Origin of the sequence: Prevotella sp. LCP21S3_D2 (assembly GCF_052118345.1) — a bacterium.
GTDB lineage: Bacteria > Bacteroidota > Bacteroidia > Bacteroidales > Bacteroidaceae > Prevotella.
Genome location: NZ_JBQKHJ010000001.1, coordinates 250907 through 274495 on the forward strand (window position 1 = coordinate 250907; position 23589 = coordinate 274495).

The 23589-nt window shown below is 47.6% G+C and carries 12 protein-coding genes; 1 reads left to right on the forward strand and 11 read right to left on the reverse strand.

Annotated elements, in window-relative coordinates:
- Positions 1–380: 380 nt before the first annotated feature.
- The 10 genes from ACTQ16_RS01090 to ACTQ16_RS01135 all read right to left on the reverse strand — a co-directional run bounded on the left by ACTQ16_RS01090 (position 381) and on the right by ACTQ16_RS01135 (position 19592).
- Positions 381–680, reverse strand: coding sequence for a hypothetical protein (locus ACTQ16_RS01090; protein ID WP_441935684.1), 300 nt, complete (start codon positions 678–680; stop codon positions 381–383).
- Positions 681–703: 23 nt separating this feature from the next.
- Entirely contained in the window at positions 704–3472 is a 2769-nt protein-coding gene (locus tag ACTQ16_RS01095) for a M6 family metalloprotease domain-containing protein (RefSeq protein ID WP_441935686.1), read from the reverse strand.
- 2 nt (positions 3473–3474) lie between these two features.
- Positions 3475–7002 (reverse strand): T9SS type A sorting domain-containing protein, encoded by a 3528-nt coding sequence (locus ACTQ16_RS01100; protein ID WP_441935688.1) that lies wholly within the window; start codon positions 7000–7002, stop codon positions 3475–3477.
- 19 nt (positions 7003–7021) lie between these two features.
- Positions 7022–8209 (reverse strand): BACON domain-containing protein, encoded by a 1188-nt coding sequence (locus ACTQ16_RS01105; protein WP_441935690.1) that lies wholly within the window; start codon positions 8207–8209, stop codon positions 7022–7024.
- A 9-nt stretch (positions 8210–8218) separates the two neighbouring features.
- The gene (locus tag ACTQ16_RS01110; RefSeq protein ID WP_288769722.1) at positions 8219–9493 is read right to left on the reverse strand and encodes a DUF4302 domain-containing protein; all 1275 of its coding nucleotides are present in this window, start codon (positions 9491–9493) and stop codon (positions 8219–8221) included.
- A gap of 9 nt (positions 9494–9502) precedes the next feature.
- The gene (locus ACTQ16_RS01115) at positions 9503–10399 is read right to left on the reverse strand and encodes a zinc-binding metallopeptidase (protein ID WP_441935692.1); all 897 of its coding nucleotides are present in this window, start codon (positions 10397–10399) and stop codon (positions 9503–9505) included.
- Between the two features lie 24 nt (positions 10400–10423).
- On the reverse strand, positions 10424–12001 hold the full coding sequence (locus ACTQ16_RS01120) for a RagB/SusD family nutrient uptake outer membrane protein (RefSeq protein WP_288769720.1): 1578 nt from the start codon (positions 11999–12001) through the stop codon (positions 10424–10426).
- 18 nt (positions 12002–12019) lie between these two features.
- The gene (locus ACTQ16_RS01125) at positions 12020–15325 is read right to left on the reverse strand and encodes a SusC/RagA family TonB-linked outer membrane protein (RefSeq protein ID WP_441935695.1); all 3306 of its coding nucleotides are present in this window, start codon (positions 15323–15325) and stop codon (positions 12020–12022) included.
- 1108 nt (positions 15326–16433) lie between these two features.
- The gene (locus ACTQ16_RS01130) at positions 16434–18623 is read right to left on the reverse strand and encodes a glutamine synthetase III family protein (RefSeq protein WP_441935697.1); all 2190 of its coding nucleotides are present in this window, start codon (positions 18621–18623) and stop codon (positions 16434–16436) included.
- Between the two features lie 168 nt (positions 18624–18791).
- Complete coding sequence (locus ACTQ16_RS01135) at positions 18792–19592, reverse strand: hypothetical protein (RefSeq protein ID WP_295347011.1); 801 nt, start codon at positions 19590–19592, stop codon at positions 18792–18794.
- 321 nt (positions 19593–19913) lie between these two features.
- Between ACTQ16_RS01135 and ACTQ16_RS01140 the strand changes: the two genes are divergently transcribed.
- Positions 19914–21287, forward strand: a complete 1374-nt coding sequence (locus tag ACTQ16_RS01140; RefSeq protein ID WP_441935699.1) for an ATP-binding protein — start codon at positions 19914–19916, stop codon at positions 21285–21287.
- A 273-nt stretch (positions 21288–21560) separates the two neighbouring features.
- Here ACTQ16_RS01140 and ACTQ16_RS01145 read toward each other — a convergent pair whose 3' ends face one another.
- Positions 21561–23501, reverse strand: coding sequence for an alpha-L-arabinofuranosidase C-terminal domain-containing protein (locus tag ACTQ16_RS01145; RefSeq protein WP_441935701.1), 1941 nt, complete (start codon positions 23499–23501; stop codon positions 21561–21563).
- Positions 23502–23589 lie beyond the last annotated feature (88 nt).

Here is a 23589-nt window from a genome sequence, read left to right on the forward strand (position 1 = left end):
TTTTTAATCTTTTCTTACTCACTTATGTTTCGGATAGGTGATTCACTAACCGCAAATCCCGGCCACAGGAAGTGCTATTAACACACCATACCCAGGGGACTCTAAGTGTATCCCCGAAATAATCGGACTGCAAAATTACACATTTTTATTTGATTATGTGTAGGTTACGAGTTTTAACCCTAAACTTTTATGAATATTTAACTTAGTTTGCGCTTTTCTGCTCAGGATAAGCAAAAAAAAAGCTCCCTCAGCACAAAGACCGAGGAAGCCGAAATGAAGTCTATTTAAAGCCCTACTTCGTGGGCTCGAGAGAAGATATATAACTTACTTTAAAATCACCTTCTTGCCATTGATAATAACAAGACCCTTGGCAGACTTGCTTATGCGCTTGCCGTCGATAGAGTAAACCTTGCCTGCCTTGACAGCCTGCTGACAGTGATGCCGCTGATGCCGGTTGCAACCTTCTCAGCCTCTTTAGCCTCATCTACAATCTTCTGAGCCTCAGCCAGGATAGCGTCAATTCTAGCCAACATCGCGTTGAACTGCTCCTGAGTCAAGTCTTCCTGATAAAGCTTCATGAACATCTGGCTCATCTCTACATTGAGGTCATCCAGCTTGGTTAAGTACTCATCCTTTACTGTTGGACACTCTGATTCAAGGGTAGAGATGTATTCATCCATCTTCTGAGAAGCTGGAGTATTTATTATTTCACGATTTTATATACCTTGTTTCCCTGCTTCACGATATAAATGCCATGACGCATCTCCTTGGCAGAAACCCTGCGGCCATTAAGATCGTAGAATCTCTTCTGTCCATTACGTGACGGGGTGGCTGTGACAGAACTGATACCCGTAGAACTTGCCGGTGTCACGATGAGTTCCTTGGAACTGTAAGAAAGTTCACCCTTCTTGCTGGCGTTTACTACCAGCGCATAGGTAGCATCTGTTTCCAGACCTGAGAATGCGAACTCAGTCTTGCCATGGGTAGAAACCTTCTGGTAGGCTGCCACTGGTTCGTGAATCAATGCATTGCATCCCAAAAGCACATCATCGATATAGAAAGCACCGGAAGTACGCTGGATGACATTCAGTCTTACAGAATCAGCCAACTCCGGCAAATCATAGCTATAGGTATCTCCCGAAGCCATGTCTGCACCGCCCTGCAAAGTAGCTATCTGCTTCCATTCTCCATTCTGATAAGCCTCTACTGCCAAGGTTGCCTGGGTTGAAGAAGATGACTTGGCGAAGAACTTGACAGAAGATATACGGTTGCCGGCAGATGCCATCTTCAGATAGGTATCTATCTTGTTGAGACGGAGGCAAGGTGATTCCTCGCCATAATTGTTCATGCTCAGGTTACCATTGGTTTTCCAAAGCGATGGCATACCCTCGAGTTCTTTGCTGAAATCATAGCCCTTCTGAGTTGCCTCTGTTGCATAAACCATCTTATGCAGGGTGACTACGTAATCATCTGCTGCTTCCATACCTTTCCATGAAGCCGTGAAGCCTGTTTTACCGACTGCGGTAGCCTTTACATCAGTCACATAATACTTGCTGAAAGGAATAGCAGCAGTAGTGAACTGCTGGATGTAGACATCAGAAGTATAAGAGCCACGGTTAGCCTGCAAGGTAATCTCATAGGTTGTTTCAGGACTCAAGCGCTCAACATGAAGAGAAGGCTGTGCTGCTGTATATACCTTATTATTATAGAGCGGCAGAAATTCTTTCTTTCCATTCACCACTGAGCTGATGTTCAGAACATATTGCTTGGCAACAGGCACATCTGTCCATCCTACCACAATACTGCTATCCTGGACCTCAGTAACCTTCACGTCAGGAGTATTCAGTTTCAGATTAAGTCCGCCGAGCATGAGATTGATGACGCCATCCTTCTCCTCGATATCATCCAGTGACATCACCTTGCCACCAGCCCAGGAAGTCAGATTACATTGAGTCACATTCGATGTTCCAGGGAACGGATCTCCCGCACGGGTATTATCGGTAAGCTTGTTATCAGCCTCAACGATATCCACACGCTGATGAGTGCCAGTGATGTTCAACTCATTTTTCTCCCAAGCCTTGGCATCATAATCGATATGCCAAAGCAACATGCCATGGCCCGGAATGAACGCATCCCAGCCTTTCTGCTGGCGGTTCTCCATGATGAAGTATTCCTGATCATTGGTTCCTCCCACAGGCACCATGTATGCCTTATTGCTGACGTTCAGGTCAGGCAGGACATTGAGGGTATCTATCCCATTCTTCAACACAGTCAGGTCGAGCCATCCCAGACAGGCACGCTCATAGGCAGAGAATGCCGCAGGCGTATTGCCATTGTTGTTGTAAGAAGCCTGTGCCATGGTATCGAAAGAACCAGGGGCGAAGGTTGTTATGCCATAATTTACATCATAATGATCGGCAAGACCCAGCACATGACCGAATTCATGTACAAAGGTACCGATGCCCGCAGGCTGAGGTGTGATGAGGGTACCATTGATTTCGTTGCTGCAGGTATAGTTGCCTACCTCTACTCCATTCAGTTTCAGCGAAGTTTGGGCAGCTCCTGCCTGCGTAGCGATATCCGAATAATAGGCAGAATGTGGCCAGAGGGCATTGCCATCGCCTGAATCTGCCTCACCCTTTCCGGCATAGAAAAAATAGATGTTGTCAATGTAGCCATCCTGGTTATGGTCATATTGGGAGAAATCAACCGATGGGGCAGCAAGTGTACAAACCTCTCTCACAAATTCCTCCAGACGGACAGGATTATCTACGGAAGAGCCTTTGTTGGCTCCATAATAAGAATATTTCTCAGGTAATGTTACAGGACCGATGACATCAAACTGAGGTTGGAATCTGCCATTGGAACTGTTCAGATAGAAATCTCTCGCACTTCCATTGGCACCATTGCTGTAAGTAAATCCAGGTTCATTGAGCATGTTGTTGAAGAACTGATGTGCATCGCTACCTACGGTAGAGAATTTGGTATCAGCAAACTGCACCAAGATGACCAATGAGTGAACCTCACCAATGGTTGGAAAATTGTTCAATTTCTCTTTCTGAGGATTGCTGCCGGCTTTCAGAGAAGCATTCCTGCGAGACGAAAGGGTTTGCTGCAGCTGCTGCAGACGGGCACGCTTGAAAGATTCCAAGATGGCAGACTTGTCCTGGCTTTCGATGAACTTCTTGACCTGAGCACTTCTGTCAGAAGCCTCTGTAGCCTTGATGCCGCTAACCTGCACCTCACCATTCTTCCAGTCGGCATACTCGTAGTTTCGCAGCTGGGCATTGAACACGAGCGGAATACCGTCGGAAGTCATCACATAATGGCCATGCTCATCACCATACATCTGGATGGTGATCCAGGAGCCATCAGCCTGCTTCACCTTCAAAGGTTTCGGATAAGCAGGAATAGCAAAGGTGGCCTGCACAAAGCAGACCACCAATAAACTGAATATAATTAATTGTTTCATACTTACTTGATAACAAACTTGGCTGTAGCCTTATGACCAGCCTTATCAGTTGCCTTTACGATGTAGAGACCAGAGGTCAAACCTGCTGTGCTGAAAGCAGCACCAGAAGTCTTGCCTACCAGCTTGCCGTTTACGCTGTAAACATAGATAGCGTCAGCACCCTCGGCAGAAATCTGAGCGTCAGCTGCCTTGATAACCAAAGCTGCAGCATCCTCTACGTTCTCGATACCGCTTACATAGTTCTTGAGAACTGTTACATTGATTGTAGCAGAGAACTCACCGAAGCTAACGGTAACCTCACCGATACCCGTCTTCGTACCCTTGATAACCAGGTCGATGCTGTTGCCATGAGCCTCACCAAGAGTAGCAGTAGCATTACCACTAGCAGTAACTTCCAGGTCAGACTCCAGGTCTGCGTTCTCCATACCATATACAGAAACCTGAACTACAACAGCGCCCTCATCGTCAGTACCTACAGTTACATCATCTGCGCTAACAGCGAGAGCCTTTGCGATATTGTTGAAATAAAGAGTAGGAACCTTGCTTCCATCCTCCTTCCAAGGCTCAGCGAGAGTGCTTCCGTAAGCATACTCCAAACCTGCGAAGAAGTCCTTGTTCATCTCCTTGGCTGCCTTGAAGGCACCCTCAACGCTGGCAGCATCTGTGTTACCCACATTGTTGGCAGTATAGTTGTTAGAAAGACGAGTCTCTGCCTCAGCATAGTCCTCATCAGCGATAGTTCTACCGGCAATCTGATGAGTAGTAGCAGGGTTGCTTACCTCTTCACCATTCTCGAAAGCCTTGATAGAGCCGTCGAAGATGCAGTTCTTTACATAACCATCGCCTTCAGTCCAGGAGCTTTCCATCATACCAACGATACCACCTGCAGCATATCCGTTCCAGACAGACTTGCTGGTTGCTACGATATCAGCATGGCTGATCACATTAGAGATTTCGTTGAAGTAATTGTCACCAACGAATCCACCTACAGCATTCTCAGCTGTCAACTGACCGCGAACCTCGCAGTTGGTGAACTTACAGTAATCATGAGGAGTACCTGCAATACCGACAATACCACCCAAAACAGTCTTGGCTGTGGCATTGACATTTGCATAACATGCGTTCACGCTAGAGCCTGTACGAGTCTGACCAACGATACCACCCACATTCTCAGAGTTAGGCAAAGTAATCTCACCCTGGAAAGAACAGTTATTGATCTTGGTCTTAAGATTAGCGCTACCAACGAGACCGCCCGCAGCCATAAACGACTGATCATCACCTGCAATCTTGGCACCATAAACAAAAATGCTATCTACATTAGTAGCCTGGCCCTTACCATCATAAGTATAATTGGTCTCACCTGCCAACACACCGGCAAACTGGTTGGTATTGGTCACCTCTACAGTAGGGTTCACGAAGATCAGGTTCTTGGCAATACCATTGAGGTCGAGGGTACCAAACAAACCTGTATGGTCCTCTGTTGTCTTCACACCAAGATTATAGATAGTATGACCATCACCATCCAGAGAACCAGTGAAGTTCTTGACAGGAGTCCACCACTGTGCAGCCTTAGACATATCAATATCAGCTACCATCTTGTAGTTCTTGGTTGGCTCCAGAGCCAGCTGCTGGAAGTCACCAGTAGTAGCAATCAGGTATGGATCCTCTACAGTACCAGTACCACCCTGTTCAAACTTGGTGAAAGGAAGGTCGTAGAAGTTCATGTCATACTTATTATTCGCTCTATCCTCGAACACGACAAACATCTGGCGCTTGCCCAAATCGTTCATAACAGGGAAACTTGCCTGTGAGAAGACATAGTTATCATCACCACGCCATGACTTGATAACGGTACCATCAAGCTTGGAAACTTCCAATACGTTGTCAATCTTGTTGCTGCCATCCTCGCGGCGCTTCTTGGCAATATATACATACTCCATATCATCATCGGTATTGAAGAGATATGGGTTGAGTGAGGTGCTGTTGATCAATGGAGCGAAGTTCTCTGCCTTCAGACCCAAGTTAAGTCTGTCAACATGATCGATGGTGCAATCAGGGTTCACCCAAGCGATAGGAGCAAGAACCTCGCCTGCCTCATTAGACTGTGCATGTGACAAAGCAATGACATACTGGTAGCCCTGCGCATTGGCAGCAGTTGGGTAACGGTCGAAATTAGAAGAGATGGCATTGCCATCAATGCTCTGTGGCAACACACCAACCTTCTCGCAAGAAGGAACATCAACCAGCTGAATCTGCTGTCCTGAACCTTCGCTTGTACCCATGGTCTGCAAGAACCACATCTGTTCTGACTTACCATGGATGGTATTCAGCAAACCTCTCTTGTTGCTTGTTACCTTGTCGCAGATATCCTTCAACTTACCATTCTCTGAGTCGTAAACGGCATAAGAAATCAAGTCTCCATCCAAAGCAGGAGCATAATCGTAAAGTCCTACCACATAGTTCAATTTGCCGCTGTTGCTGAAGTAGCCCTTAGACAAATCATGGTTACCGAAGAGACCGAAAGCAGCAGAACGGTATGGAGTGCCCTCTGGTGCATCGATAGATACACGGATGCTATCTACCTTATCAAAATTTTTATCTAAAGTTCTCAATACCAGAAAGTTGCCTGGTTCCTGCTTAATATCCGAGGAACCATCACCTGCCTCGGTATTTGTAAATGGCTTATCATACTCTGCCAGAACATAGTAAGGAGTACCATCCACATTCATACAGTTGAAGCAAGAACCCTGCAGATAGTTGATTCGGTTGTCAATATCAAAGTTGAAAGTATACTCCACATAACATTTATCCTTTCCCCAGGTAGGAGGGGCTATCACATCGATACTATACTTCTCATCAGACTCGTGAGTCATGATCAGACGCTGGTAGCTGTTCCAGCCCTTAGATGCATCGAATACCAGACCGGTACCCTCCATCTCGAACTTGATTTCACCGGTATTGACATCGTAGGCACGAGTCAGATACTTATCCGCACCGTTGAAGGCATCGTGGAACTCCACCAGGATTTCGTCAGACTTCTCGTCCTTATCGAAAAGCTTCTTGGTGATAGGACCGTATGGAGTAATACCTGTCACATGCTTCCATCCTTCAGGAACCGTGATATTGATAGAGCCCACCTGCTTGTGGTTGTTATCGAACAGTGTGATTTCTGAAGACTCATGGAAGTGAGCTGTATAATACTCGCTGTAAACAGAGTCTCTTGAAGTAATGTTCTGGGTGAAATACCAGTTGCCACCATCAGAACCTGTAACCCATCCGTAAGCCTCGCCCGAAGCCGAATTGGTAGGAGTATCGCCTACGCGTGTAGGAGCATTGCACACTGTGGCAAAGCCAGCCTGGCGCATCTGGTAAGCACTGTTGCTGCAATTCACCATGCCTGGCACAGAAACCAGGCGATGGATATCGGCATTCTTAAACTTCTTGGCAAACGATGCCTTGCTGGAGGCCATCGCCGCAGTGCCGCTTGCTCCCAGGAGCAAAGTGAGGCAAAGTGTAGATAATAATTTCATGATTACTTACTTTTTAAGTTTATTTAATGATAGAAGATTTACGATACGACTGCCATACTGCAAGCTTGGCTGCCATACTGCTGGCAGATGGACCCATCTGGCGAGCCAGGGCTGGAGCCTGACGCTTGGCAGAAGATGCATCACCGCCCTTTGGTATATCCATGAGGAATGGTTGTACCATCAAACCCTGATCGAGCAAGTAGTTAGACATGGAAGGACTCTTCGCCTTGAACACCTGCAGAATCATAGCCAGGAAGTTGCCCGACTCATTATTGACATTATAGGCAGTACCGCCAAAGAATCCGTAAGTGCCATACTCCTCACTATACTTGAATGTGGCAGAAATAACTCCAGACTCTGTACCCATGTAGTAAGCGCCATCCTCGTCGAGGAAGGTATCATAGATAAAGTACTTACCCACCTTACCCAGGCACTGGCTGCTGCGAGTCTCCACGCTACCTGTTTTCTCATTCACAGAGATAGGGAATACCAGGCCCAGTTTAGGAATAGAAAGCTCGGTGCGGCTCAATGTAGCATGCACCGTCTGCAGTTCCAGCTTGTCATCCTCGTTGAAATCGTAGTAAGAATAAACATACTCTCCGGCAATATCCTTGTCGAAGTCAAACTGCTTCACCACGAAAGAGTCGGTAACGGCTGCCACCTGAAACTTGATATAGTCGGCACGGAGATGACCTGTAGTATTCTCGCTGAGCGATACCTTCAATTCCTTGCTCACGGCATCAACCGAAGCCTTTGCCCACTCAGGAGCATAGGTAATCTTGACATCAGAATTAGAACTGTATGCCTTCACGAACTCCGTAGCCTCGTCGCTGCTGAAAATCATATCAGCCTTGTTCATCTCGAACACCAGGCCATACTGGGAAACATTGATTATCACAGAGTCGGCCTCTGTCTTCTTGATAACTAGCTTGGCGTTGCGCGACTGGCGAGAGTCGTTGGCAAGAGCAGCCAGCTTCACGGTGCTGCCCTCTATGCTGGCACTGAGCCATGAAGGTTCGTCGGTGTAAGCCTTGGCAGGAGTACAGTCCACGGTTACTTCACCCTCGCTGGCATTAGGTCCGAGCGAAGTCTGGGCAGAAAGCACGTTGATAGTGCTCTCGGCCACAGCCTGATAATCGCTGTCGCTGCTGCATGAGGCCATCAGCCCCATGGCAGCCATACCTATTATATATATAGATTTCTTCATCTTACTTGTTTATTTGTTTGGAGTCAAATTAGAAAGATAATACCATTCGATGACAAACACATACCGACCATTCTCCGTGATAGGCTCTCCCTGTGTGGTACAAGCCAGGGCGACAAATGAATCTGAGGCATAGCCTTCTGAGGCAAGAGTGCCATCGTCCTCGAAGTCACCTTCCTGAGATACGCCGTGCCATACCACGTTCATACCACCCTGTCCGAGCAATGTTCCCTGATTCAGGTCGGCGTTCATCAGCCACAGGGCAGGATATCTGCCGCTAGGGTCTTCAATCAGCTGAGAAGGCAGGTTGAGGGCACCCGTCTCCGGGTTGAAGCTCAATCCGATATTATAGGTATATCCGCCAGCGGTAAATGTACCCTTCAGCATGTTCTCCTGGTCTTCCACCTTCGAGATGGTCATATCGCAGGAACCCTGCATGGCTGAGAGTGTCCACTCGCCTACCCAGGTATCGATGCCAGGAGCATAGGAATTCAAGGTCAGATCCTCGTTGTCCTTTGCTGTCATCACACCTGCCTTGCTTACCAGGAAGTCCTGTGCCTTATCCTCACCCAGAGCCACAGGCTCGTTAACGGCATGGATACCGGTAGAAGTAACATAGAAAGGCTGCTCTACCATCTGTCCGTCGGCAGTGCGCGAAAGAATGCGTCGTGTGGCGGAATTAATCTCCACCATCTTGCTGGCATCCGAAGAATTGCCCACGCTGTAGTTCACGCCCAGGCGCTTCTGCACGTCGGCGATGCTGTCCAGATAGGAAGTCCAGTCTACGCCGTCAGCCATGCGGGTGAATACCATCTCGTTCTCCCACTTCTTTCCTTTTACGAAGATGCTGTCTTCTGTAAGCTTGGTAATCACGAACTCCCAGTCGCCCTGCTCACCTTCTATATTGCCGTATGTAGGCTCTCCCAGGAAATGGAAGATGTCGTTATAGGTGTTGAAAGAGAGCACAGGTCCCATGCTGCGGTCAACGGTATAACTGGATGTGGCACGCTCGGTAGGTGCAGCAACGGCTGTATCGCCAGCCACGGTCACCTTGCCATTGGCAAACTTCATGAGGAAGGTGTAGCCGCCACCGGTCATTCCCTTGCCTGTGAAATAGTGAAGCTGCCATCCGTTCTCAGAAGATTCCAGAATCTTCTGGGTATTCTCAACGGTGCTCTCGATGCGGTTGGCAGCCGACTCGTCGAAGAATTCCTTGTCATCGTGCAGACACGACTGCAAGCTCATGCTGCCCAACAAGCAAACGATAGCTATAAATATATGTTTCATAAATCTATTCTATTTTAAATGTTCCAAATCCAAAGAACTCAACTCACTGCCTCTACGCAGGATGGCTGCACGCAACACATCGATATCCACGTTCCATGAATCCTGCATGTAGTTTCTCACGATGTTAAGCTTCTGGTTCAATGCAGCTACAGCCTCGTCGCCACCTACCTTCTGGGCATCGTCGAGGATAGCCTGCCACTGCTCAGGAGTATAAGTGATATAGGTAGAAAGCATCTCGGCAAAGTCCTCCAAACCCTCAGACATGGCGTATGGGGTAACAAAGCCCTTGCCGTGAGCCTCAGAATCCTGAATCTGATACCAGTTACCACTCACGTAGCCCGACTCGGTAATCTTGTTATAAGATGTGTCGTAAGGCTTCTTCTGGTTCAGGATGTGGGTGAACTCGTGGTGCATGGTGTGGAAGTAATACTGAGTCATCGATGCATAGCTCTCAAGCATGGCATCGGTCAGGTTGTTCACCATGTAGAGTGTTACCTTCAAACCGCCCTCGGCAGTACCCAGAACCATGGTTCCGTTGCTGTTGTAAGCCGGACTACCAATCAGGTGGATTACTCTTGGCACATTGTGCTTCACGAAATCAGGACCCAGCACCTCGGCGTATGAATCGAGCCAGAGATACTTGATGATGATAGCCAGCTTGGCAGACTTTGCCGAGTCGGCTGGAGTCAGGGTATAAGTATAGTCAGACTCGATGTCCTCCATCTTATACTTGAAATCGATGTTGTAAGGACTGGTATAGTTCTTCTGCAACCACAAGTCCAGGCTGTCTCTCTGTGGAGAGGTGACAGGGAAGATAGTTGGATCGTCCGGGTCATTGTCTGAGCAAGACACGAAGCCCAGGCCCATCACCAATGCCAACATCAACATATATATATTATGTTTCATTTCTTACTATTACTTTATGTTTTTTTACTTATTACGAGGGTTTGGTGTAACACCTGCAATGATTACATCCTGTGGCAACTGGATGGCGAGACGTGGGTCGCGTGCCTCCATGGTGTCGGTGATGTCTGTAATCTTGTAGTTGCTCTTCACGTCACGGCGATAGATGGTGATGCCGTAGCGCTTCACATCCTGCATGCGCAAGCCCTCATGAACGGTCATGATTCGGCGCAGGTGAAGGATGCACTGCAGCATAGGCTCCTCTGTATCCTTGTCGATGGCGAAGGCGGTGTGGAATGCCTTGCGTGGAGTTGGCTTCTCAGGAGTGTAATAAGCGGTAACTGCATCGCTGTAGAACTTCTTCACGTCATCCAGGGTAAGCTGCACGCCCGTCTTTGAGAAGGCAGCCAACTCGGTGTTCAAATCGTTCAGAGCCTCTGCATAATGACCGAGCAATGCCTGTGCCTCTGCTCTTACGAGCAGGGTCTCATCGGCTGTAAACTCTGCATATACTGCGTGAGGAGTACCGATACCTGCCTGGATATCACTATACTCGAAATCGTAAGGAACCTTACGTACGATATACTTTGAAAGCGATGCATTAGAGAACACGGTGTAGTTGAACACCTTGTCGCTGAAGCCCCAAGGACCTTCTGACTGAACGGTTTCCTTGGCTGCTACGATGGCACTGTGTGCATACTTGTCACCATACTGGAACGGACCTCCGATGACTCCCCATTCAGAAACAACCACCTGCAGCAGCAGGTTTGCCTTCACAGATGAGTTGATGTAGGCATTAGGCTGAATCTGCTTGTTGGCAGAAAGAGCACCCCAGGTGTTCCAGTCTCTCAGCATACCCTTGGCGTTGCTGCCCAATACCTTGTTGGCATACTCCACAGCCTTGTCATACTTCTGGTAATAGAGGTAGAAACGGGCTGCGAAAGCGGCAGCAGAAGTAGATGTGAAGTGGAACTTAGGCTTGTCGTAGGTAGAACCTACCAGCTTCAAGCCTTCCTGCAAATCCTTGTCAATCTTGGCATAGAGTTCGGCAAGGGTACCACGGTCGTACTTCACGTGTACATTGGTTTCAACCACCTCTGGGTAAGGAAGGCCCAGGTCTGTGGCTGCTGTGGTCTCGTCGTAAGCCATGCAGAATACGTTAGCCAACTGGAACATGGCATAGGCACGGCACAGGAGAGCCTCACCCTTCTGGGCAGAATAAGAGCTCTGATCTTTCTGACTGTTGATGTGTTCCAAAGCGATATTGGCTGTGGTAATGGCATCATAATAGGTAGACCAGTAAGTAGCAGGAGCCTCGTAAGCACTGGTCTCAGTGATGTCGGCCCATTCGTATGCCTGCTGCTGAAAGCGGTCGGCAGCATCCCAACCGGTGTTCAGGTTACAATCGGTATTGTCAGAATACATCTCCAGCAGATAGGCTGGATGCACCTGTGGGTAGGCATTAACCAGGAGCTTCGACACATCGGTAGGGCTCTGCAGGTCCAGACGGCTATCTGGCTGCTTGTCCAGATAATCGTTGCAGGAAGTCATGCCAGCCGACAGTGCCAACGCTACAATGGCGATATATAATTTCTTTATTTTCATTTTTATTTTCTACAATAATTAAAGTCCAAGTTTCAATGTAAGAGTAAACTGCTTTGGCATTGGCGAAGCCACACCACCCGCATTCATGAACTCAGGATCCTGACCGTTCAGCTTCTTGTCTGCATAGAGCAGCATGAGGTTGGTAGCCTGAAGCTTCAATGAGATGTTGTTCACTGGTGAGTTCTCCAACCAGCGGTGTGGGAAGTCGTATGCCAGTGAAATCTCCTTCAGGCGGATGAAGTCACCCTTGGCTGTACGAACAGAAGTATAGTTGTAAGCATTGTAGGCAGTGTTCAGCAATGTACGGTTCTGCTCATACTCATAACGGCTCACTACACCAGGCACATTGGTAACATTCTCATCACCAGGCTGCATCCAGCGGTTCTTGAAATCGTGGGTCATTGATGTCAAGTCGTTATACTTGGCTTTGAAAACCGGGTCAAGGCGCACCACGTTGCCGAAGGCGTATGTAAGGAACAGGTTCAGATGGAAACCCTTATAGTTAAAGGTATTACCCAGGGAACCATTGTAGATAGGGTCTGTAGAGCCCTCGTAAATCAGATAGTCCGTATTGTTACGCTCCTGGAAGTTGAGGTCACCCACGGTAGCCTGGCCCTTCTCGTTGATGCATACAGGATTGCCCTTCTCGTTGATGCCCACGAATGGGATTGAGAACAAGGCACGCGCTGGATAACCCTGCTTCGCAAAACCGTTACCCTGAACCAGGTCGATGACGCGACCCTGATTGTAGAGGTTGGTAATCTCTGTGCGGTTGTGAGAGTAGATCAGACTGGTCTGCCAGCTGAAATCGTTGGTCTTCACGTTGGTAGAAGAGATGCTCAACTCCTCACCCCATGACTTCATGGAACCTACGTTGGCATAGGCTGTGCCATAGAGCTGGGTAACGGTAGGAGCAATCTCATCGAAGTTGCGACGCTGATATACATCGAAGGTCACGTTCAGACGGTTGTTGAAGAAACCTGCATCCACACCGAAGTTGAACTCGTGCTTCTTCTCGTAGGTAAGCTCGTCGTTACCGAGTGCTGCTACCACGAATCCCAACTCCTTGTCGGTAGTAGTAGGACGGTAAGGAGTATTCATAGAGAGCTTGGTGAGCGCATTGCAGTAAGATGCATCAGGAGGAGTACCTGTCAAACTGTAAGACACACGGAAGGTGAGGCTTGACAATGGCTTGAGCTTAGGGAAGAAGCTCTCCTCGTGTACGTTCCAGGCACCGGATACGTTCCATGTAGGCATCCAGCGTGCCTTGGTGGTACGGCCCATCTGGTTAGAACCCTCGTAGCGGAATGTTCCGTTCACTACATACTTTCCGTTGAACGAATAAGTGGCATTGGCATAGAATGCGGCACTGCGTGAATCGGTGTTGCGCAGGCTGTAGTAGTTGGAGTTCTCCTGATCCAACTTCTTGAAATAGAGATACTCAAAGTAAGCAGTCTCGCCACGGTAGTTCATGCCCCAGCCGTTAAACCAGCTGCGGTTACGGCTGATGCTGGTAGTCTCGAGGCCACCGAAGAGGTTGACGATGTGCTTATGCGCAAAAGTATGGTTATAGTTGGCTGTGGCACGGAAGTCATAGTCCAACATACGGTTCTCTGTGCGCTGATAGATACCACCCTGCTTCAATACGGATACTGGCAGGGCATAGAGGTCGTCCTTGTCAGTGAAGAGCAGCTTGTTGGCATCGCGAATCAGCGAGTTGTCCATGGCGCGGTAAGCCAACGCCTGGTTTGAATCCTCCAGGATGTTGTGCTCCTGCGAAGAAGTGCTATACTTGATGGCACCCAGTGTAGAGAGTTCCAGATCCTTGAAAGGCTTCCACTTCAGCTCCATCTGGAACTTGGCATCAGCCACGTTCAGGTCGATGTAGTTGCTCTCCAGCTCATGCAGGATGTTGAATGCTGCATAGTTGGCATGATAATAAGTATAAGGATCCAGCGCACGTGATGTGTTCAGGGCGTAAGAATATGGGTTGATATCGAAGTCACGCTTCACCTGACCTGATACCACATCCACATCCTGTCCCAGAGTACCTGGAGCTCTCTGCTTACGGTAAGAACCGCCACCAATCAGGTTGACAGAGAGATTATCCAGAATATGATGGGTCATATTCATGCTCACGGTATAACGATTCACCTTGCTATCCTTGTACCATCCCGGGTCAACCATGGCAGAAAGTGAAGCGTAGTAGTTACTCTTCTCGGTACCGCCGCTCAAGCTAACAGAGTGGTTCTGCATGATGGCAGAAGAGAAAAGCTGCTTAAACCAGTTGGTATTGCGATACTCTGCCTGCTGCAGGTAAGCATTCTGAGCCTCCTGGGTGTTGGCGAGACCAAACATACCAGTGGTGCTGTTGTAGGTGTTGATCATCTCATACATCTTTCCGTATACACCATAGTCGCTGCCATTGAGGATATCAGAAAGATTGAGCCATCCCTTATCCTTCAGCTCCTTGTAGATGGCCATCTGGTCCTGAGAGTTGAGAATATCGAAATTGCCATAAGATGGAATGAGGCGGGTGGTAAACTCACCGGTGTAGTTCAAGTGAGCCTGTCCCTGCTTACCCTTCTTGGTAGTAACGACGATGACACCTGCCATCGCGCGCGCACCATAGATAGATGTAGCGGAACCGTCCTTCAGAATCTGGAAGCTTTCGATATCATCAGAGTTCAATCCTGCGATGGCAGAAGAAATCAGGGTCTCCGGGTCACCGGAAGCCAAGTCGTCTGCACTCACGTCGGAAACATCCTCCATGATAACGCCATCCACTACCCAAAGAGGCTTGGAAGAACCGTAGATAGATGTTGCACCACGCACACGGATCTTCGGAGCAGAACCAAAGGTACCACTCACGTTCTGCACGGATACACCGGCAGCACGACCCTCAAGAGAGCGGCTGATGTCGGCAACACCATTCAATTTAGCTTCCTCGGCGTTTACTCGGTCGGTAGCACCGGTAAATAAGCGTCGGTCTGTTTTCTGTAAACCAGTAACAACTACCTCCTGCAACTGTGCTTCTGGATGAAGCACCACCTTCATGTGGGCAGAGGCAAGTACTGTCTGACTTTTCATTCCCACGTAACTAAACACGAGTTTAGTTCCATTAGGAACATTCAGTTTAAAGTTACCGTCAACATCTGTGACTGTACCCTTAGTGGCTGCCCTCCCAGAAATTAAAACAGAGGCACCAATAATCGGTTCGTTGTCATCTGCAGATATTACGGTTCCAGATACGTCAATCTGGGCAAACGCTGCTCCGATGCTCATCAAGAGACAAACAAAGAAGAGCGAGAGTCTTTTTTCCATAATTTCTCGTCTTTTTTTAAATTATTATAGAATAATGTGATATCGGCTGCAAAATTACAACAAAAATATGAAATATTATCTTTTTTTTGCATAAAATCTTTAAAAACATTCTATTTTTAGTAAGATAAATCGAGAAATTAATAAAAAATAGATAGCATAAAACCGCAATAGGGCAACAAAGTATCATCTTGTCATTATACATTCGTCAAAAGCAAAAAGTATGCTTTTCGACCGCAATAAACTGCTGACAGATTACGTTCCTATCGTTCTGCAATCTGAAAAAACTTATTCTGTAAAAGTGCCGACTATAATGATGAGGTAACATCAGGTTCTTCCGTGATAAAAAAAGGGCAACACGCATGTTGAAATCCATTTTCTCACTGCTAGATTACCCCAAACCAAGGAAGCTAATTATGGATATAAATATTTACAACACCCTAGTTTTTTTGAATAACCATACTATTAAACGTATCCCTGTATTTTAATTGAAGTGGGAAAAATGTGGAGTTTTACACATTTTTGATACCTCTTTTGTGTAATTCTCCACATTTTCCACACTTGAATCCATAATTATGGGGCAAAAGAACTAAAAAACAAGCAAGGAAACAAACTTCCTCACGTTCTTTATATTACTTTTAACCAACTTTACCATATTCCCGGAATCTAAAAGGGTGCGTCATAAGATAATTATTCACCCTCTTCTTGTTGTTGGAAAAGACAGGATAAGTTGTTGGAAGAGATAGGATATGTTGTTGGAAGAGATAGGATATGTTGTTGAGGTAGTCAGTATCTCCGGTCGCACAACAGCTGTTGTGCGCTTGCATAACAGCTGATATACGCATGCACAACAGCTGTTGTGCATGCGGTAATCAACTGTTATGCGCCAACTATTATCTAGACTTATGACACACCCTCTTTTTAATTAGGCAAAGTGTTAAATCTTGGAAAAACGGACAAAAAGCACGAAGATAGACAGATATTTTGCCAACTTTTTTAACGCTGACAAAAAAGCGTTGATGTTGACTGGAGCAAGGTGATAAAAAAAAAGAGTGCACTGTAACAAACAATGCACTCTTTTTTATTATCTTAATTCCTAATCCTGGAAATATTATCTGATGAACAGCAGCTCACGATACTTAGGCAATGTCCAAAGTTCATCGGCTACGAGAAGCTCGAGCTTGTCTATCTGATAACGGATTTCCTCCATCTTTGGAGCTACCGTGTCGTGATATGCTACTGCCTTCTCGCGCTCACTCTCTATCTTGTTGGCTACCTTGCGGGCTTCTACCAATGCCTCTACACCACGCTCTATTGCCTCGGTGCGCTCGGCTATCTCACGGATAATCTTCACGTTGCGGGCTGTCAGTTTCTTGCCTTCCTCGCCACCGAAGATGTGAATCATGCCCTCTACATTCTTTGCCAGACGGCTCTGATAGTGGGTTGCCACTGGGATGATGTGGTTCATGCTCAGGTCGCCCATCACACGAGCCTCAATCTGAATCTTCTTGGTATAGGTCTCCCACTTCACCTCATTGCGCGCCTTCAGCTCGCTCTCGCTCATCACGTTGGTCTTGGCAAACATCTCGATGCTTTCCTTGTCCAGATAACGGTCGAAGACTACCGGACAGGATGCCTCGCAGTCCAGACCTCGCTTCTGAGCCTCTTCCTTCCACTCATCTGAATAGCCGTTGCCGTCGAAGCGGATAGGCTTGCAGGTCTTGATATCCTCGCGTACAATATCTATAATAGCCGATGTCTGGTCCTCACCCTTTGCTATCAAGGCATCTACACGAGTCTTGAAGTCTTCAAGAGCCTCAGCTACGGCAGCATTCAATACGATGAGGGATGAAGCACAGTTGGCCTCTGAACCTACAGCACGGAACTCGAAACGGTTACCGGTGAAGGCAAATGGAGAGGTACGGTTGCGGTCGGTATTATCAATCATCAGCTCTGGAATCTCAGGGATATCCAGCTCCATACCCTTCTTGCCAGCCAGAGCAAAGAGTTCTTCCTTGTCTGCCTTCTCGATATGGTCGAGCAGGTCGGTCAACTGCTTTCCGAGGAATGAAGAGATGATGGCTGGTGGTGCCTCGTTGGCTCCCAGACGATGCGCATTGGTAGCACTCATGATAGAAGCCTTCAGCAGTCCGTTGTGCTTGTAAACGCCCATCAGGGTCTCTACGATGAAGACTACGAAGCGGAGGTTGTCCTCCGGTGTCTTGCCTGCTGCATGGAGCAGTACGCCGGTATCGGTGCAGAGACTCCAGTTGTTGTGCTTGCCCGAACCATTCACACCGGCAAATGGCTTCTCGTGAAGGAGCACACGGAAACCGTGCTTGTGAGCCACACGCTTCATCAGACTCATCAGGAGCATATTATGGTCTACGGCAAGATTGCATTCCTCATAGATTGGTGCCAGCTCAAACTGGTTTGGTGCCACCTCGTTATGACGGGTCTTGCAAGGGATGCCGAGTTCGAGCGCCTGTACTTCCAAATCCTTCATGAAAGCCTGCACACGCTCAGGGATGGTTCCGAAATAATGGTCGTCCATCTGCTGGTTCTTTGCAGAGTCGTGTCCCATCAGGGTACGACCCGTGAGCATCAGGTCAGGACGAGCCGAGTAAAGGCTCTCGTCTACCAGGAAGTACTCCTGCTCCCAACCGAGATTGGTCTGCACCTTCTTCACCTGAGGGTAAAAATAGTGGCACACCTCGGTAGCCGCCTCACTCAGGGTATGGAGCGAGCGGAGCAATGGAGCCTTGTAGTCCAAAGCCTCACCGGTATAAGATATAAAGATGGTAGGGATACAGAGGGTATCGTCGATGATAAACACAGGCGATGTTGGATCCCATGCAGAATAGCCACGAGCCTCGAAGGTGTTGCGGATACCGCCGTTAGGGAATGAGCTGGCATCAGGTTCCTGCTGTACGAGCAGCTTGCCAGAGAATTCTTCTATCATACCCCCCTTTCCATCGTGCTCCACGAAGGCATCATGCTTCTCGGCAGTACCTTCTGTCAATGGCTGGAACCAGTGAGTATAATGTGTTACCCCGTTTTCCTCAGCCCAGAGCTTCATGCCGGCAGCCACGGCATCAGCGATGGAACGGTCCAGACGAGTACCATTATCAATCACATCGATGAGTTTCTCGTACACATCAGATGGCAGATACTTGTACATCTTCTGACGGTTGAATACATACTTGGCAAAGTACTCCGAAGGGCGCACCTTGGGAGCCTCTACCTCTACAGGTCTTTTCTTAAAGGCCTCGGCTACAACCTCAAATCTCAAATTAGCCATTCTTCTTTTATTATTTATAAGTTTGCGGGTGCAAAGTTACGAAAAAATGAGCAGATTGCTAGCGTTTGAGCGTATTTTTTATGCAAAATTCAAACTTTTCTTGTACATAGCCTGCAAAAGTTCACCGTTCCATGCACCTGCCAACTATTTTTCCCCATCTTGGCAACCTTAGAAGATTCTGCCTACAATCTGCAATTTGAGCACCGGATAGTACTTCCAGTCTTCGATAAACTTGGAGATGTCGTCAGCATCATCGCCCATCGTATCGTCCAACACCTTGTTGATTTCCACCTTCTCATCGTTCTGGTAAACCTTCAGGGTTCCCATAAACTGGCATCCCAGTTCCACACGTACACCTACGCGCTTCTTGGGAACCAGTCTGCCGAAGCCCAGACCCAGATAAGGACGGAAGGAATTGCAGCGGATGTCGCCATGGATATCAAAGTTATCGTCCAGCTTCACGTTATAATCAGCCAGTCCCACGCTGACCAGGTCAAGGATTTCCTGCTTGTAAGCTGGATACTGGTTGGCGAATCTCTCAATCTCGTCACTATGGCCGCTCAGTTTGGCGATTTTAGGATTGCCGAATGAGAAACCACCGGTAAGGAAGAACTTGCTGTTTCCTCCAAAAGGATAGAGATGTGCCTTGACGTTGAAGGTAGTACGAGCGATATCTACCTCGGTATTCACCGTAGCATCTGGGATTCTCACCGCCACTCCCTGCACGTTGAGCGATACATTCGAGTGCAAGTCAACATCGGCATTAGCCTTGATGCTTGGCATGAGACTGACTCCCGCCTCCAGCTCAAGATAATTGGTGAGAGGAGCAGCCACACCCACGTTGATACCCTCAGTACCAGCACCCACATTCAAACCAACATGGTTGAATATTGATCTCTGAAACTGTGCGAAACCACTTGTCACAAACACCAGGCTAAGAACAGCCATCAGAAAGATTCGTCTTTTCATACTCATCTAATTTTAAATTGTTATTATTTCAGTTCTCAATAAAGTCATGATTACTTATTGTTTGCAAAGATACGACTTTTTTCTGATACCACCAAAAATGCCCTGCAGAAATGTGTTAGTAACTTCTGTAACCGCAACCACTGTAACCACCTCTGGGAGGTGTGCAAACTTTGGGACAAAGATTGATTCACGCATATTATTTCTCGGATTTGAGTATTTTATCGCCGATTATTTCTCGGATTTGAGTATTTTAACGCAATTTATTTCTCGGATTTGAGTATTTTCGCTATATTTGCGCCTGTTATTCAAAGAGTTACGATTATGACAGAATATATACATAGAAACATAGACTCAGAACTCATCGCCTGGAAGGAAGATTCCATGCGGAAACCCTTGCTGCTTCGTGGTGCCCGACAGGTTGGAAAATCATCAGCAGTTAAAAACTTTGGAAAGCAATTCGAGTATTTCGCCGAGGTAAACTTCGAACGTAACAAGGCAATCAAAACCTTCTTCCAGGGGGATATTGACGTACGATTGATTGCTAAAAAAATCAGCAGCTATATCAATGTCCCTATAGAAGCAGGTAAGACGCTTCTCTTTCTCGACGAAATCCAGGAATGCCCTGAAGCCATCATGGCACTACGCTTCTTCAAGGAAGATTATCCTGAGCTGCATGTCATAGCCGCAGGATCACTTCTGGAATTTACGCTTCAGGAACTCCCTACTTTTGGAGTAGGAAGGATTCACTCGCTCTTCATGTATCCGATGACTTTCGATGAATTTCTGTATGCCAATCACGAAGAAGGGCTCATCCTTCTCCGAAATGAAGCATACGGAAACCAGTCTTTAGATCAAGCCTTCCATGATAAACTCGTGGAATACTTCCGCACCTACCTGCTTGTTGGAGGCATGCCGGAATCTGTTCTGGCATGGACCAAGACACACGATTTCAACCGATGCAGAAACATCCAGGAAGACATCATACTGACATACGAAGATGATTTCAGCAAGTATAAAAAGAGAGTCAACCCAGATTTACTGCGCACAACGATGCGTGGTATCTGTCATCAGGCAGGAGAGAAGTTGACATACAAGCAAATATCTGCAGATTATCAGAGTTCACAAATCAGAGAAGCCCTCCGTCTGTTGACACTTGCAGGAATCGTTACTCCTGTGGTCGCTACCTCGGGCAATGGTATTCCGCTGGATGCGGAAGCTGACGAGAAAAGCATGAAGGTTCTCTTTCTGGACCCAGGATTACTGTTAGCTGTGCTTCAACTGGAAGGCGACCTGTCTCAGCAGCTCATAGAACTTATTTTAGCCGGCACCCCTCAGGAACTTGTCAATAAGGGAGGTGTAACAGAAATGGTTGCCGGACTCGAGATGATGCGTTACAAACCATGCATCCAGCGCCAGAAGATGTTTTATTGGGAGCAGAAGGGGAAGAGTGTTGCCGAGATAGACTATCTGGAAATCCACAACATGAAAATTACCCCTATCGAAATCAAATCGGGCACCCAGGGCGGCATGAAGAGTCTCTGGCTATTCATGAGAGAGAAAAAACTCACCGAAGCCTTCCGTTGTTCCTTAGAGAATTTTGGAGCATTCGATTACATTGACAAGCAGGACGATGACGCCATAAGGCATGTCACCATACTGCCTCTCTATGCATTATCCCTATTGAGAAGCCGTTAATAGTCTGCAGAAATACTCAGACCGTATTATGGGCATCGGGTGCCCAAAGTAAGAGCCTGGATTTGGGCATCATCTAAAATTACGTCCCGACGTAGACTTTACCACATGGCAACGTAACCATTCATACGTCCCGACACAGAGATTCCTGCGTCGCCATGTAATTTCAAGGGCATCGGGAGAAAAAAACAATCCCTTGCGGCATCGCTGCCGCAAGGGATTCTCATCATCTTTTTACCTTATACAGAAAACTTGCGTTAAAAAACGCACCAACTCTTAGAATTTATATACCACAAAACTATTTGCCTTCATCTTGACATTCAGGACGTTACCGTTAGCCAGAGCATCAGATACTACAGGAACAACCACGTTCTTGTTGTCAATCTTGTTCTCTGCCTGGATATCATCAGCATGGAGAACAGTCATCTTGCCAGGATTCAGCTTCTTGATGCCATTGAAGGTGACGTTGATTTCCTTCTCCTCGTTAGAGGTGTTGGCAATCTTCACGATGTAGCTCTTGGTAGCCTTGTCGAAACAAGCAGAGGCATAGAGACCATTCTCGCCTGCTACCGCCTTGCCGTTCTCGGTAAGTTTCAACACATTGGTACCCTTGTTCTCGCCGTAGAGCTGCTGAACATAGTAGTTGGCAGAACGGACAGAGCTGAGGTTATCGAACCAGATGAGGTCCGGACGCCACTGCCATCCCTCTACATGAGCGAAGAGAGGTGCATAGGTAGCCTGATAAACCACATCGGCATTACGCTCCAAACCCGTCATGAAAGCTGCCTCAGAAAGCGCAGCCTCCCAAGAGTTAGGATCGTGCTCGGCATGGGCAGCATACTCGCCGGCAAATACCTTAGGACCCTTGCGGTCGTACTTGTCGTAACGGCTGGCATTGTTGCGGAACCACTCAGGGCTCTTGTAGTAATGCTCATCTACCATATCTACGCCCAACTTGCGCATCTGCTCCCAACCATAGTCGAAATCCTTGCCATCAGCAGATGGACCTGATGAACCGCAGATTTTGATCTTAGGATACTTGGCATGAATCTGCTCCATGAACTTCTGCAGACGCTCAGGGTACATAGGTCCCCACTGCTCGTTACCGATACCAATCTGCTTCAGGTTGAATGGAGCAGGATGCCCCATATCGGCACGGAGCTTACCCCACTTAGAGGTAACAGGACCATTGGCAAACTCGATGAGATCGAGTGCATCGTCGATATAGCTCTGGAGATCCTTGACTGCCACATGCGCATTAGGATCCTTATCATCATTCTGATACTGGCAAGCCAGACCTACAGAGAGAATTGGCAATGGCTCAGCACCAATCTTCTCAGAAAGGAGGAAGTACTCGTAGAAGCCCAAGCCCAATGACTGATAGTAGTTAGGGAAAAGGCGATGTGGGAAGGTATCTCTCCAGCGGTTCTCGTTCAGAGGACGGTTCTCAGGAGCACCCACAGAGTTCTTCCACTCATAACGGGTATCGAGGTCGGTTCCCTCTACGATACATCCGCCAGGGAAACGGAAGATGCCTGGCTTCAAGTCAGCCAAATCCTGTACGAGGTCGGCACGGAGACCATTCCAGTTGTCCTCTGGGAAGAGAGAGAGATGGTCGAGGTCTACGCTCTCAGAACCCTTCTCCAGATATACTCGCATCAATCCCTTAGGATCGGTCTGAGGAGAAGTAAGGGTAGCAGTAAGCTTCTGCCATTTATTATTGGTGATGTTGATGACCTGCTTGGCAATGACATCATTCTTTGAATTGACGAGTTCTACGCGAATCTTGCCCTGCTTGCCATCGATGAGATGAAGACGGCCATATACGGTGAAATCGTACTTCATATCCTTCTTCAAGCCCATGCCGAAGAAGCCACGGTTCTCAAGACCAGTCTGCTTCTCACGCGCGCCTGCGCTCTCAAGTGTTACATAATGAGGATTGCGGTCGAAGGCAGGTTTTACGTCGCTGAGGGTTACATTTCCGAATGTATTCCATCCCATCAGACGCTGTGGAAATTCGAAGGAACGGTTCTCTACCATCTCTGCATAAAGACCACCATCGGCACCGAAGTTGATATCCTCGAAGAAGATACCGTACATGGTAGGCTGGATTTCTGCTCCAGGCTTGTTAGCCTGAACAGTAAACTGATGCTGTGCGAAAGCTCCGAGTGAAGACATCGCCAGCAATGCTGCTGCGAAAATTTTTGCTTTTCTCATATTGTTCGTTATTGTTTATTTTTAGGCTGTACCTACACTTTTCCGTGATAGGTGGTGCAAAGATAAAAAAATCCACCCCAAATGAGGT

Bases quoted from the DNA above. Each gene is read 5' to 3' on its own strand.
- ACTQ16_RS01140 (WP_441935699.1), top strand. From the start codon at position 19,914: ATGACAGAATATATACATAGAAACATAGACTCAGAACTCATCGCCTGG.
- ACTQ16_RS01120 (WP_288769720.1), bottom strand. From the start codon at position 12,001: ATGAAAATAAAGAAATTATATATCGCCATTGTAGCGTTGGCACTGTCG.
- ACTQ16_RS01090 (WP_441935684.1), bottom strand. From the start codon at position 680: ATGGATGAATACATCTCTACCCTTGAATCAGAGTGTCCAACAGTAAAG.
- ACTQ16_RS01105 (WP_441935690.1), bottom strand. From the start codon at position 8,209: ATGAAGAAATCTATATATATAATAGGTATGGCTGCCATGGGGCTGATG.
- ACTQ16_RS01125 (WP_441935695.1), bottom strand. From the start codon at position 15,325: ATGGAAAAAAGACTCTCGCTCTTCTTTGTTTGTCTCTTGATGAGCATC.
- ACTQ16_RS01145 (WP_441935701.1), bottom strand. From the start codon at position 23,501: ATGAGAAAAGCAAAAATTTTCGCAGCAGCATTGCTGGCGATGTCTTCA.
- ACTQ16_RS01095 (WP_441935686.1), bottom strand. From the start codon at position 3,472: ATGAAACAATTAATTATATTCAGTTTATTGGTGGTCTGCTTTGTGCAG.
- ACTQ16_RS01115 (WP_441935692.1), bottom strand. From the start codon at position 10,399: ATGAAACATAATATATATATGTTGATGTTGGCATTGGTGATGGGCCTG.
- ACTQ16_RS01110 (WP_288769722.1), bottom strand. From the start codon at position 9,493: ATGAAACATATATTTATAGCTATCGTTTGCTTGTTGGGCAGCATGAGC.
- ACTQ16_RS01100 (WP_441935688.1), bottom strand. From the start codon at position 7,002: ATGAAATTATTATCTACACTTTGCCTCACTTTGCTCCTGGGAGCAAGC.
- ACTQ16_RS01130 (WP_441935697.1), bottom strand. From the start codon at position 18,623: ATGGCTAATTTGAGATTTGAGGTTGTAGCCGAGGCCTTTAAGAAAAGA.
- ACTQ16_RS01135 (WP_295347011.1), bottom strand. From the start codon at position 19,592: ATGAAAAGACGAATCTTTCTGATGGCTGTTCTTAGCCTGGTGTTTGTG.